The sequence below is a fragment of the Variovorax sp. LjRoot175 genome (assembly GCF_964253805.1).
GTDB lineage: Bacteria > Pseudomonadota > Gammaproteobacteria > Burkholderiales > Burkholderiaceae_C > Variovorax.
Genome location: NZ_CAXURY020000001.1, coordinates 3033222 through 3045667, shown reverse-complemented (window position 1 = coordinate 3045667; position 12446 = coordinate 3033222). Strand labels below are relative to the sequence as shown.

General features: G+C 66.9%; 16 protein-coding genes and 1 tRNA gene. 1 reads left to right on the top strand and 16 read right to left on the bottom strand.

The annotated features are described in order from the left end of the window. Position 1 precedes the first annotated feature (1 nt). The 10 genes from ACSQ89_RS15145 to ACSQ89_RS15100 form a co-directional block, all read right to left on the bottom strand. The gene (locus ACSQ89_RS15145; protein ID WP_436290240.1) at positions 2-940 is read right to left on the bottom strand and encodes an AraC family transcriptional regulator; all 939 of its coding nucleotides are present in this window, start codon (positions 938-940) and stop codon (positions 2-4) included. Between the two features lie 13 nt (positions 941-953). Beyond that, positions 954-1742 carry an L-iditol 2-dehydrogenase gene (locus ACSQ89_RS15140; RefSeq protein ID WP_436290241.1) on the bottom strand — a complete coding sequence of 263 codons (789 nt, stop codon included), beginning with the start codon at positions 1740-1742 and terminating at the stop codon, positions 954-956. Beyond that, complete coding sequence (dalD, locus tag ACSQ89_RS15135; RefSeq protein WP_436290242.1) at positions 1739-3157, bottom strand: D-arabinitol 4-dehydrogenase; 1419 nt, start codon at positions 3155-3157, stop codon at positions 1739-1741. Before dalD ends, ACSQ89_RS15140 begins: the two co-directional genes overlap by 4 nt. 13 nt (positions 3158-3170) lie before the next feature. Further along, on the bottom strand, positions 3171-4202 hold the full coding sequence (locus tag ACSQ89_RS15130; protein WP_436290243.1) for an ABC transporter ATP-binding protein: 1032 nt from the start codon (positions 4200-4202) through the stop codon (positions 3171-3173). 16 nt (positions 4203-4218) lie between these two features. Next, positions 4219-5040: a carbohydrate ABC transporter permease gene (locus tag ACSQ89_RS15125; protein ID WP_093108809.1), complete on the bottom strand. Its 822-nt coding sequence runs from the start codon at positions 5038-5040 to the stop codon at positions 4219-4221. A gap of 10 nt (positions 5041-5050) precedes the next feature. Then, positions 5051-5908 carry a carbohydrate ABC transporter permease gene (locus tag ACSQ89_RS15120; RefSeq protein WP_093108808.1) on the bottom strand — a complete coding sequence of 286 codons (858 nt, stop codon included), beginning with the start codon at positions 5906-5908 and terminating at the stop codon, positions 5051-5053. 118 nt (positions 5909-6026) lie between these two features. Further along, positions 6027-7334, bottom strand: a complete 1308-nt coding sequence (locus ACSQ89_RS15115; RefSeq protein ID WP_436290244.1) for an ABC transporter substrate-binding protein — start codon at positions 7332-7334, stop codon at positions 6027-6029. A gap of 170 nt (positions 7335-7504) precedes the next feature. Next, positions 7505-7741, bottom strand: coding sequence for a hypothetical protein (locus ACSQ89_RS15110; protein ID WP_093108806.1), 237 nt, complete (start codon positions 7739-7741; stop codon positions 7505-7507). 64 nt (positions 7742-7805) lie between these two features. Next, entirely contained in the window at positions 7806-8042 is a 237-nt protein-coding gene (locus tag ACSQ89_RS15105; protein WP_093108805.1) for a hypothetical protein, read from the bottom strand. A 31-nt stretch (positions 8043-8073) separates the two neighbouring features. Continuing rightward, complete coding sequence (locus tag ACSQ89_RS15100; RefSeq protein WP_093108804.1) at positions 8074-8250, bottom strand: DUF3606 domain-containing protein; 177 nt, start codon at positions 8248-8250, stop codon at positions 8074-8076. A 263-nt stretch (positions 8251-8513) separates the two neighbouring features. Here ACSQ89_RS15100 and ACSQ89_RS15095 point away from each other — a divergent pair, with 263 nt between their 5' ends. After that, on the top strand, positions 8514-8867 hold the full coding sequence (locus ACSQ89_RS15095) for a hypothetical protein (protein ID WP_093108803.1): 354 nt from the start codon (positions 8514-8516) through the stop codon (positions 8865-8867). Between the two features lie 29 nt (positions 8868-8896). Here the strand turns inward: ACSQ89_RS15095 and ACSQ89_RS15090 are convergent, their stop codons facing one another. The 6 genes from ACSQ89_RS15090 to ACSQ89_RS15065 all read right to left on the bottom strand — a co-directional run bounded on the left by ACSQ89_RS15090 (position 8897) and on the right by ACSQ89_RS15065 (position 12445). After that, positions 8897-9088, bottom strand: coding sequence for a hypothetical protein (locus ACSQ89_RS15090; protein ID WP_436290245.1), 192 nt, complete (start codon positions 9086-9088; stop codon positions 8897-8899). Between the two features lie 145 nt (positions 9089-9233). Further along, positions 9234-9309 (bottom strand) — tRNA-Asn (locus ACSQ89_RS15085). A 67-nt stretch (positions 9310-9376) separates the two neighbouring features. Next, positions 9377-10303 carry a thiamine phosphate synthase gene (locus ACSQ89_RS15080; protein ID WP_436290246.1) on the bottom strand — a complete coding sequence of 309 codons (927 nt, stop codon included), beginning with the start codon at positions 10301-10303 and terminating at the stop codon, positions 9377-9379. A gap of 7 nt (positions 10304-10310) precedes the next feature. Next, positions 10311-11129: a thiazole synthase gene (locus tag ACSQ89_RS15075; protein ID WP_093108801.1), complete on the bottom strand. Its 819-nt coding sequence runs from the start codon at positions 11127-11129 to the stop codon at positions 10311-10313. 9 nt (positions 11130-11138) lie between these two features. After that, positions 11139-11336 carry a sulfur carrier protein ThiS gene (thiS, locus tag ACSQ89_RS15070; protein ID WP_093108800.1) on the bottom strand — a complete coding sequence of 66 codons (198 nt, stop codon included), beginning with the start codon at positions 11334-11336 and terminating at the stop codon, positions 11139-11141. Continuing rightward, on the bottom strand, positions 11333-12445 hold the full coding sequence (locus tag ACSQ89_RS15065) for an FAD-dependent oxidoreductase (protein ID WP_436290247.1): 1113 nt from the start codon (positions 12443-12445) through the stop codon (positions 11333-11335). Before ACSQ89_RS15065 ends, thiS begins: the two co-directional genes overlap by 4 nt. Between the last annotated feature and the right edge of the window lies 1 nt (position 12446).

The following is a 12446-nucleotide window of genomic DNA, read 5'->3' as shown; positions in this document are numbered from 1 at the left end:
CTCACGCGCCGCCGCCAAAGCGATGGTCGCTCTGGCGCCGGAATTCGGTCGGCGTCATGCCCTTGATCTCCAGGAAGCGGCGGTTGAAGTTGGCGACGTTGTTGAAGCCGACCTGATAGCAGATGTCGGTCACGTAGTGATCGGTCTGCATCAGCAGGTGGCAGGCGCTGTTGATGCGCACGCGGTTCACGAAATCGGTGAAGCTGTTGCCGGTGGAGCGCTTGAAGAAGCGGCTGAAGCGGCTTTCGCTCATGCCCAGCTCGGCGGCGATGTCGGCCATCACGATCGGCTCGGCCAGGTTGGCGGTGATGCGGTTGACGATGACGTTGATCTGGTCGACCTCGGCATCGCCCTCCACGCCCTGCATCTGGACGTTGGAGAGAAGGCGGTAGTCGGTGCACTGGGCGAGGTCGGCCAGGTAGTTGCAGAAGAGGGCGAAGCGGCGCAGGCCGCGCGCCGCCTTGACCGCATCCCAGTGTGCCAGAGCGCGTTCCGCGAAGCCGAAGAATTCGATGCCGTGGCGGGCGCGTTCGAGCAGCTGAAGCACCTCGCGCAACTCCGGAATTTCCACGGCCGCGCGTTCGATCGGCTCATGCCGGAACTGGATCACGCGGTCGCGCCCGGCGGCGCCGCCCGCCGGCACATCGAGCGAAATCCAGTTGTGCGGCAGCCGCGGCCCGCACAGCACCAGGTGGCCGGGCTCGAAGGGCCCGATCCAGTCACCGATGAAGGCCTTGCCCGAGGTCTCGGTGATCAGGTGTAGCTCGTATTCTTCGTGGAAGTGCCAGCGCACCAGCGGGCTCGGAAAGCCGTGCGCCAGGCAGCGCACCAGGCCGGTTTCTTCGGGCGCCTCGTAGCCGAGCGAGGGCGAGCGCGTGATGTCGCGCTCGAGCTCGGGCTCCCGGTGGCGGGGGAGGTGGCGGTGGCGCACCGATGTCATGGCCGTGTCCTCGTCAGCTCATGACATTACCACCGTCGACATTGAGCGTCTGCGCGGTGATGTACCGCGCCTCGTCGCTGGCCAGGAACACGGCGGCGCCGGCAATGTCGTCCGGCGTGCCCATGCGGCCGAGTGGCACCTCGAGGCCGACCTGGCGCTTCTTCTCGCCGGGCTGGCGCCCCTCGTACTTCGCGAACAGCGCATCGACATGGCCCCACATCGGCGTGTCCACCACGCCGGGTGCGATGGCATTGACGCGGATGCCGTGCGGCGCCATCGCGAGCGCTGCGCTCTGCGTGTAGCTGATGACGGCGGCCTTGGTCGCGCAGTAGTGCGAGACCAGCGCTTCGCCGCGGCGGCCGGCCTGCGAGGCCATGTTGATGACGGAGGCACCGGCCGTGCCGGCATCGACCATGTGCTGCAGCACGCGCTGCATCAGGAAGAACATGCCCTTCACGTTGACTGCGAACAGGTGGTCGAAGGAGGCCTCGTCGCTCTCCAGCAGCGGCGCCATGTCGAAGACGGCGGCGTTGTTGACCAGGGTGTGGACCGGCCCGTTTGCGGCTTGCGCCGCATCGAGCAGGTGCGCGACCGCGTTCGTGTCGGTCACGTCCGCCGGCAGGTAGACCACGCGCGTCGAATGGGTCCGCTGGAGCAGCGCCACGCCGTCGGAAGGCGCGGGCGAGCGGTCGACCAGCGTGCAGCGTGCACCCTCGGCCAGGCAGGCCTCGGCAATCGCCAGGCCGATGCCGCCGCCGGCGCCGGTCACCAGCACGTGGCGCTGTGCGAGGCGGTCCGTCATGGTCTTACTCCTTCGACGAGTGTTCGAACGCGCGCGCCGGCTTCGCGCACGGCCTGCGTGAGGCGCGTGTCGCCCGCGATATCGCCCCAGAGGCCGGCATCGGCACAGAGCGCTGCAACCGGATCGACCGCGTCGCAGATCGCGTGCGCGGTGGCCTCGTCCATGCCCTGGTCCTGGTACGTGTAGGGCAGGGTGCCCTGATGCCAGCGCCGCAGGAAAGCCAGGAACAGAGCCGGCAGCATCGCCACGCTGGCGATGCGCTCGCCCTGCGCCAGGCGTTCGCGCACGGTCGGCGCGATGAAGCCCGGGATCTTCGAGAAGCCGTCCATCGCCACGCGCTGGTTGGTGTCGCGGATGGCCGGGTTGCCGAAGCGCTCGAGCACCAGGTCGCGGTAGGCCGGCAGGTCGACCGGGCTGGCGTGTCCAGGTGCGTTCAGGCAGGGGATGACGTCGTCCGTCACGTAGTCGTAGGCCATCTGCCGGATCAGCGGGTCCTGCGTGCCTTCGTGGATGAACTCCAGCCCGACCAGCGTTCCGGCCCAGGCGATACAGCTGTGGCTTGCATTGAGGATCCGGATCTTGGCCTCTTCGTAGGGCAGCACCGAATCGACCAGCTGCACGCCGACGCGCGCCCAGTCGGGCCGCCCGTTCGCGAAGTCGTCCTCGATCACCCACTGGATGAAGCTCTCGCCCATGACAGGTGCGGCATCGTTCCAGCCGGTCGCGGCCCGCACGCGTTCGCGCAGCTCGGGCGGCGGCCGCGGCGTGATGCGGTCGACCATCGCGTTGGGGCAGGTCGTGTGCGTGCGCACCCAGCCGAGCAGATCCTGTTCGCCGGCCTGCTCGATGAATTCCAGCAGCCCCTTGCGAAAGCGCTCGCCGTTGTGGCGCAGGTTGTCGCAGTTGAGCAGCGTCACCGGCCCTGCGCCGGCCGCGCGGCGCGCACGCAGGATCGCGCAGACCGCGCCGAAGATCGTGCTGCCGGCTTCGCCGCGCTTCGCGCGTGCGAGGTCTTCGGCGAGTTCGGTGGACGTGAAATCGAGCCGGTCCTGCGGATCGAGGTAGTAGCCCGCTTCGGTCACGGTGAAGGAGATCACGCGCGTGCGCGCATCGGCGCCGCGCGCGATCACTGTGTCGAGCGCTGGGCCGTGGTCCAGCACCTCGCGAATCGATTCGATGCGCTGGTAGCGGTATTCGCCCGCGGGCGACACGGTCTCCAGCGTGTAGCAGCCGCCCTGCGCGCGCAGGGCGGCGAGCACCTCGGCCATGTCGGGCCGCAGGTTGGCACCGGCGATGGACCAGCGCGTGTCGCCGGCCTCGATCAGCTGCTGCAGGTAGACCGCCTGGTGTGCACGATGGAAGGAGCCGAGCCCGAGGTGAAGCACCACGAATTCGGATGGAGTGGAAGATGGCATGGCGTGATGGAACTCAGGCGGCAACGGTGCGGCCTTCACGGTTGAAGAAATGCAGCACCGAGGGATCGAGCTCGACGCTCACCACGTCGCCGGCCTGCAGCTCCGTGCGCTCGTTCTGCCGTGCGACCAGCGGCACGCCGCCGACTTCGACGTGGATCAGGGTGTCGGCGCCGAGGGCCTCGATCAGCTCGACCTTGCCCGGCGCGCCGGCGCCGTGGTCGCGGTGCACGCGCAGGCCCTCGGGCCGCACGCCGAGGAAGCCGTCGCTCGGCAGCCGCCCGCCCGTCTGCGCCGAGAAGCTCGGGATCGCGCGCGCATCCACCATGTTCATCGAAGGCATGCCGATGAACTGCGCCACGAACTGGTTGGCCGGGCGGTCGTAGAGCTCCATCGGCGTGCCGACCTGCTCGATCAGGCCGTCGCGCAGCACCACCACGCGGTCCGCCAGCGTCATGGCCTCGACCTGGTCGTGCGTGACGTAGATGCTGGTGGCGCCCAGCGCGCGATGCAGCTTGTGGATCTCGACGCGCGTGTTGCCACGCAGTGCCGCATCGAGGTTGGAGAGCGGTTCGTCGAACAGGAACACCTTGGGCGCCCGCACGATGGCGCGCCCGATTGCCACCCGCTGCCGCTGGCCGCCGGAGAGCTCCTTCGGCGTGCGCGTGAGGTACTGCGTGAGGTTGAGCGTCTTGGCCGCGTGGTCGACCTTGGTCTTGATCGTGTCCTTGGCCACGTTCGCGAGCTTGAGCGCGAAGGACATGTTGTCGTACACGCTCATGTGCGGATAGAGAGCGTAGCTTTGGAACACCATCGCCAGGTCGCGCTTGCCCGAGGGGATGTGCGTGATGTCCTTGCCGTCGAGCATGAGCTGGCCGCTGGTGATGGGTTCGAGTCCGGCGATCAGCCGCAGCAGCGTCGACTTGCCGCAGCCGGAGGGACCGACGAAGACGATGAACTCGCCCTTGTCGATTTCCAGGTTTACGCCCTTGATGATGTGGGCGTCGCCGAAGCTTTTCTGGATGTTGTCGAGTTGGAGGTATGCCATGGAATGTCTCCGTTCCTTACTTGACGGCGCCGAAGGTCAGGCCCTGCACCAGTTGCTTTTGGCAGAACCAGCCGAAGACCACGATCGGCGCGATGGCCATCAGCGAAGCGGCCGAGAGCTTGGCCCAGAAGAGTCCTTCGGGGCTCGAATAGGAGGCGATGAGGACGGCGAGCGTGCCGGCCTTGGCGGAACTGAGGTTGAGCGCCCAGAAGGCTTCGTTCCAGCTCAGCACCAGGCACAGCAGTCCGGTGGAGGCGAGGCCGCCGACCGAGAGCGGCAGCACCACGTGGCGGAACTCGGTCCAGAGATTGGCGCCGTCCATGCGTGCGGCCTCGAGGATCTCGTGCGGGATGTCCTTGTAGCTGCTGTAGAGCATCCAGACCATGATCGGCAGGTTGGACAGCGTGAAGACGATCGTGAGTGCCGTCAGCGAGTCCAGCAGGCCGGCGGTCTGCGCGATCACGTAGATCGGCACCAGCGCGCCCACGGCCGGCATCATCTTGGTCGACAGCATCCACATCAGGATGTCGCGCGTGCGCTTGGTGCGGAAGAAGGCCATCGAGTAGGCGGCCGGCGCGGCGATCAAGAGGCCGATGATGGTGGAGCCGAGGCTGGTGATCAGCGAGTTGCGCGCGAACAGCACGTAGTCGCTGCGCCGCTGCACCTCTTCGAAGTTGCCGAGCGTGGGCTCGAACGCGAAGAGCGGCGGCACGGCGATCGCCTGCAGCTCGGTCTTGAATGCGGTCAGCACCAGCCAGCCCAATGGAAAGAACAGCAGCAGCGTGACCACCCACGCACCGGCGGCGCGCAAGGAAGTGAACAGAAAAGTGGGTTGCATGCCGTGGCCCTCAGTCGAGGCTCTTGCCGATGATGCGGATCAGGAAGGCCGCCACGATGTTGGCCAGCACCACCGCGAAGAGCGCACCCGCCGAAGCCACGCCGACGTCGAAGTTCATCAGCGACTGCTTGAAGATCAGGTAGGTGAGGTTGGTGCTTTCGTTGCCGGGGCCGCCGTTGGTCGTGATGGCGATCTCGGCGAAGACCGAGAGCAGGAAGATCATCTCGATCATGATCACCACCGCCATCGGCCGCGCCAGGTGGGGCAGGATGAGGTAGTAGAAGCGCTGGAACGCGCCGGCCCCGTCCATGCGGGCCGCTTCCATCTGCTCGCGGTCGAGCGACTGCAGCGAGGTGATGAAGATCAGGCAGGCGAAAGGCAGCCACTGCCAGGCCACCATGATGATCACCGACAGCAGCGGCACGTCGGTCATCCAGTCGATGGGCTCGGCGCCGAAGGCGCGCCACACGTCGGCCAGCACGCCGTAGATGGGATTCATCATCATGTGCTTCCACAGCAGCGCATTGACTGCCGGCATGACGAAGAAGGGCGAGATCAGCAGCACGCGCACGATGCCGCGGCCCGGGAAGGGCTCGTTCACCAGCAGCGCCAGCAGCACGCCGAAGACGACGGTGATCACGATCACGCTGCCGATCAGGTTCAGGGTGTTCGCAACGGAGGCCCAGAAGTCCGGGTCGGTGACGAAGTAGTGGAAGTTGTCCAGGCCCGCGAACGGATGATCGCCGGGCTGCATCAGGTTGTAGGTGACGAACGAGAAGTAGATCGTCATCGCCAGCGGCACGATCATCCAGAGAATGAGCGTGACCACGGCCGGCGCCATCAGCGCCCGGGGGAGGAATCGGTTCATATCATGGCCACCAGGTCTTTAGCTTCGTGAACTGCCGCGGAACCGGCTTTGCCGGGCCGCAGGCAGTGCCCCCTGCTGGGGGTGGCGAAGCGACACGAAGTACGCGCAGCCTGGGGGTTTACTTGTAATACCCGCCCTTTTTCATCTCGCGTTCGGCCGCCGTCTGCGAGGTCTTGAGCGCCTGGTCGACCGTGACCTTGCCCGACAGTGCCGCGCTCATCTGCTGGCCCACCGCCACGCCGATGGCCTGGAACTCGGGGATGGCCGCGTACTGCACGCCGGCGTAGGGCGATTTGGGCAGCGTGCTGTCGGTCAGGTTGGCCGTGTCGATGGCCTTCTTCTCGGACTCGGCGAACTTGGCGACCTTCTGGAACTCGGGATTCGCATAGGTCGACTTGCGCGTGCCCGTGGGCACGGTGGCCCAGCCGTGTTCCTTGGCCACCAGCTTGATGTAGTCCTTGGAGGTCGCCCACTTGACGAAGGTCTGCGCCGCTTCGGACTTGGTCGAACTGGCGGGAATCGCGAGGTTCCAGGACCACAGCCAGTTCGCACCCTTGGGCGTGACCGCGACCGGCGCCTGCGCGAAGGCCACCTTGTCGGCCACCTTCGACTGCTTCGGGTCGCTGATGAAGGACGCGGCGATGGTCGCGTCCACCCACATGCCGCACTTGCCTTCGTTGAAGAGCGCAAGGTTCTCGTTGAAGCTGTTGGCCGAGGCGCCCGGCGGGCCGTAGGCCTTCATGATGTCGACGTAGAAGGTGATCGCGTCCTTCCACGGCTTGGTGTCGATCTGCGGCTTCCAGCTCATGTCGAACCACTGGCCGCCGTGGGTGTTGACCAGGGTCGTGAGGAAGGCCATGTTGTCGCCCCAGCCCGGCTTGCCGCGCAGGCACATGCCGTAGACGCCGGCCTTCGGGTCGTGGATCTTGCCCGCGAGTTCCTTGACCTGCGCCCAGGTGGGCTGCTCGGGCATCTTGAATCCGACCTTGTCGGCCAGGTCCTTGCGGTACATGAGCATCGAGCTCTCGCCGTAGAAGGGCGCGGCGTAGAGCTTGCCCTGGTGCGACAGTCCGTCGCGGATGGCGGGCAGGAGGTCGTCGGCGTCGTAGGCGGCGTCGGTCGCGATCGGCTGCAGCCAGCCCTTCTTGGACCAGATCGGCGCTTCATAGAGGCCGATGGTCATGACGTCGAACTGGCCGCCCTTGGTCGCGATGTCGGTCGTGACGCGCTGGCGCAGCGTGCCTTCCTCCAGCGTGACCCATTTGAGCTTGATGTCGGGGTTGGCCTTCTCGAAGAAGGGTGTGAGCTTCTGCATCTCGATCATGTGGCCGTTGTTCACGGTGGCGATGACCAGTTCGGTCGCGGCGTGGGCGAGGCCGGCGCCCGCGAGCGCGAGCACCAGGCCCGCCTTCAGAAAACGCTTCATGTGATGTCTCCTTGTGGTCGGCGACGAGGCGATCGCCGTGCCCGGATTCTGGAGACTCTTGCTTGCGGAATTGGTACTCGCCAAGCCGATTTCGATACTTGGATGCACTGATTGATCAGTGACTTCCCTAATTTAGGCAAATAGGGATGGATGCGGCGTTCGAGCGAGTGCTAAGGATCGACGATGCCCTCGGCTTGGTCCTGCAGCGCTTTCTTCCCCTTGGGGGTGATGGCCAGCACCTGCGCCGGCTTGTGGCTCTCGCCGCAGGGCAGCGTTTCGGCGGGCGGAATGAAGGCGCTGACGAGTTCGGCGGCGCGCAGCACGCGCAGCTTGTCGATGTCGGCCGGTGCGTAGACCGTGTAGGGCAGCTTCTGGTCTGCGATGTGCCGAAGAAGTTCCATCGGCATGGGGTCTCCTTTCGGACGACGGAGAACTGTCAATTCTGCGCAATCGGACGGCCGGTGCAAGGCCTCAGGACATCTCGGCCGTCGTCCGACTGTCCGCCCATTTCATGGCTTGCTGCTCCGCGTGCCGCAGCGCTTCCGCTTCGGTTCTACAGAGGTCGGTGTCGCCGAGCAGGACAACCGTTTTTTCGCTCGGCCATCCCAGCTGGCGGATGAGCACCGGTCGAAACTGCGCGGGCTTCTCCTTCTCCGCGGTACAGAGAAAGTGATAGCCCCGATAGACGAACACGACGCTCCTTGGCATGGCGCGCTCCGCGCGGCAGATTTCCCACCTCTTACTTCCCGAGATAGTTGCGCACCGCCTGCGCCGAAGTGCCGGCAGCGGCGACGGCCGCCCGGAGCTGGGCCTCGGTGACTCCCAGTTCCTTGGTCCAGTACCGCAGCTCGTGGGTCTCGTTGACGTTCACGCGCGATCGGTCCTGCGGGCCGCGATTGCTCAAGTCATCTGCCATTTGCGCGTCTCCTGAGTCTGTGTGGCCCCAGTGTCGCGCGGCGCGCGTTGGCGAGCGCCGGACGTGGCCGCGATCAAGTGCGGGAATCCGGCTGACATCCGGCGCGGCCAGAACAGTCCAAACTCGCCCCCTCTGGGCCGGCAGGACGGAATACACATCGTGTGCCTTTATTTGGGGCAAAAGAAGGCGCTCAACACGGTAGTGAGACACCATCGTGACTGTCCGATCGCAACACGCAATCGCTACAAAGGATCTGTACCACCATGGCTCTGCCGAACATTGCGCAAGTACGCAAAATTGCCTCATACAAGCCGATGGCTTTCCGGCCGGCGCACGCGCCGCGCCCGTTTCGCCGCGGCGACCTGGCGCTGGTGCTGGGTGGCGGCGATCCGTCGCTCGTCGGGCAGATGGTGGTCGTCTGCATGTCCGACCGCGGCAACGATGGCCGCGACCCGGAGATCGCCGTCCGTTTCACCCGCGGCAGCAGCGGCCATGTGCGCGCGAGCAGCCTTCAGCTGATCGCTGCGGTGGATGCGCACGAGTACGGGCCGGCTTGCGACGATCTTCTCAGCTTCATCGCGGGCTGTGGGCCCGTGGGACTGGCGGATTTGCAGTAGCAGCCAGCGGCTGCCACAACGTTCGAGCATCAGCCGGGTCGACTCGCGGATCTCAAGTCTCGAATCGCGGCCGCTTCCAGGTGCTCGCGCGCCCAAGTCGCCATCGACTTGCGGGCGGCCGCGGCGGCCTCTGCGAACAGCGCTTTTTCACGAGCGCTCACTCGCACCTGAAACATCGCGAAATTCCGCCGCTCGGATGAAGTGTTGGTGGTGTTCTTCATTGGCGCAAGCATGGCCCATGGACCATGGCCCGCCACGATCTGTAGGAAGCAACCACACGCAACGCGCGGCGATTTTCCATTCGCGAAAGAGAAAGGCCCTGCTACCGATTGGATAGCAGGGCCTTTGTGCCTATGCGGCTTGTAGTGGCTCCTCGACCTGGGCTCGAACCAGGGACCTACGGATTAACAGTCCGGCGCTCTACCGACTGAGCTATCGAGGAACAAGCCTCAAATTATAGCGTGGTTTTTGAGGCCTTCCGGCCGGGCTCGATCATGTGATTCGTGACTTCATTGGCGGGTAGCAGCTTCGACAGCAGCCATCAGCCGCGCCGCGGCGGCCTCGGGCTCCGGGTCGGCCACCAGGGCGCGCACCACTGCGACCGAGCCGACGCCGGTGGCCAGCACGTCGGGCAGGCGCGCTTCGTCGATGCCGCCGATGCCCACCTGCGAATAGCCGCGCAGCAGGCGCGCATAGGCGCCGAGCCGCGCCGCGCCCTGCGGTGCGGTCGCCATCTGCTTCAAGGTGGTCGGGTACACCGCGCCCATCGCGATGTAGCTCGGGCTCACGGCATCGGCGCGCAGCATTTCTGCGTAGCCATGGGTGCTGATGCCCAGGCGCAGGCCGGAGGCGCGAATCGACTGCAGCTCCTGCGGCGTCAGCGCGTCCAGGTCTTCCTGGCCCAGGTGCAGGCCGTAGGCCTTGGCCGCGATGGCGGCGCGCCAGTGGTCGTTGATGAAGAGCAGGGCGCCGGTGCCGCGCACCGCTTCGACGGCCGCGTGTACTTCACGCGCAATGGCTTCCGTGTCGTCGGATTTGAAGCGCAGTTGCACCGTCGGCACGCCGGCGCGCGCCATGCGGCCGACCCAGGCGGCGTCGGGCAGCACCGCATAGAGACCCAGCTTCTGGGGACAGGGTGGGAAGGCATTGCGGCGTTCGGTAGGCGGAAAGGGCAGCATGCCGAAGTCCGCCGGCAGTTCGGGCCAGGCATGCGCATCGAAGCTGCCCGTGCGCTGCGTTTGCGCCCGCCAGGCGCGGGCCAGGCATTCGGCATCGACCTCGATGAAGCCGAGTGCGGCGCAGGCCGTCTTGGCGCCGCGATAGACGGCGTCGTCGGACGAGAAGGACGCGGGCGCTTGGGCCGTCTCGCCGAAGCGCGGCGCATGCGCCGCGACGATGGCCTGCGCGATGTTTTGGGGGGCGGTGGTGTTGCTCATGACGGGGTCACTGCGATGCAGCGTGGTGCCAGAACGGCGTGCCGAGCACCGGCGTGCTCGGCTGTGCCGATTCCTGTGCGGCCATCGCGCCCGCAAGGTGGGCGCTGCGGCCGGCCTGCACCGCATCGGCGAAGGCGCCGGCCATCGCGACCGGATCCTGCGCGAGCGCGACGGCGGTGTTGAGCAGCACGCCGTCGTAGCCCCATTCCATCACCTGGCAGGCATGCGAGGGCAGCCCGAGGCCGGCATCGACCAGCAGCGGCACGCTGAGCCGCTCGCGCAGCACCTGCAAGGCATAGGGATTGACGGGCCCGCGGCCGGTGCCGATCGGCGCGGCCCAGGGCATCACGGCCTGGCAGCCGACGTCGACCAGCCGCCGGCACAGCACCAGGTCTTCAGTGCAGTAGGGCAGGACGTGGAAGCCGTCGCGGATCAGCTGCGATGCGGCATCGACCAGATTCAGCGTGTCGGGCTGCAGCGTGTAGTCGTCGCCGATGAGCTCGAGCTTGATCCACGGCGTGTCGAAGAGCTCGCGCGCCATCTGCGCGGTCGCGACCGCCTCCTGCACGCTGTGGCAGCCGGCCGTATTGGGCAGCACGGGCACTTGGAGCCGCCGCAGCAGCTCCCAGAAGCCGTTGTCGCTGCCGGCGCCGTTCGGCGTGGCCGTCTGGCGGCGCAGCGAAGCGGTCAGCATCGCCGGCTGCGCGCGCCGCACGGCGGCTTCGAGCACGTCGGGCGAGGGGTAGCGCGAGGTGCCGAGCAGCATCCGGCTCTGGAAGGCCTGGCCGTAGAGCACCAGCGGGTCGTGGGATGGGGTTGTGGTCATGGCTTTACCTCAGCCGCCTGTCACGGGGCGGATCACTTCGATGCGGTCATCGGGTTGCAAGGCGTGCGACGCGTAGTTCGAACGCGGCACGAACTGGCGATTCACCGCGGCGGCGAAGGGCGGCGTCGCGTGGATGAGGGCCAGCGCGTCGGCCAGCGTCGCGCCGCTCGGCAGCGTCTGCGGTGTGTCGTTGATCAGGATGTTCATGGCAAGACGGTTTCCAGGCTGGGCGCCAGATCGAAACGGCTCGCGAGCGCGGAATGGCCGGTGGCGAGCAGTTCCATCGCGACGTCAAGGATGGCCGGCGCGATCATGAAGCCGTGGCGGTACAGGCCGTTGATCTGCATCACGCCGGGTCGCGGCTGACGGAAGGCCGGCAGATTGTCGGGCAGGGTCGGCCGGCATTGGGTCGCGATCTCGAGGATGCGTGCTTCGGCAAAACCGCTGTGCACCGAATAGGCGGCGCTCAGCAGTTCGAGCGTGGAACGCACGCTGGCCGGCGACATGTCGTCGGACTCGATCTCGGTGCCGCCGATCACGAATACCTGCCCGGGCTTGGGTGCGATGTAGAGCGGGTAGCGCGGATGCACCAGCCGCGTCGGTCGCTGCAGCGCGACTTCGGGAGCATGCACCCGGATGACTTCGCCGCGCACGCCGCGCAGGGCGCCCCACTGCGGGCGGGCGCCGAGGCCGCGGCAGTCGATGACGCGTTCGGGCTGGCCGGTTTCTCCGGCGTCGAAGTCGTCGATGCTGCGCGGTGCCTGCCAATGCAGTTGCACGTTGGGCATGGCCTGCAGCGTGGCGAGCAGTGCGGCGAGCAGTCCGCGGTTGTCGAGCTGGCCTTCTTCCGGCAGCAGCAGGCCGTGCGCGAAGCGCTGGCCCAGTGCGGGCTCCAAGGCGGCGATGCCAGCCGCATCGAGCGACTTCATTGGAGGCAGTTCGGGCACCACTTCGCCGGTGTGGGCCAGCATGCGCGCCAGCCGCGCGGCTTCGGGCGCATCCTGGCGGTGCCACAGCACCAGTGTGCCTGCGCGCTGGAAGAACACGGGCGCCGCCAGCGATTCGAGCAGCACCGGCCAGCGGTTGAGTGCGTAGTGGCCCATGCGCACGACCGAGGGTGGTGCGATCGCAGATTCGGCCAGCGGCGCCAGCATGGCGGCTGCGACGCGCGCGGCCGCGCCGTCGGCCTCCGGCCCGGCGGCGTCGAAGAGCTCGACCTTGCAGCCGGCCTGGGCCAGCGTCACCGCGAGCAGGCGGCCCATGAGCCCGGCGCCGAGGATGACGGCGGAGCGGAAAGGAAGGGTGGCAGCGTTCATA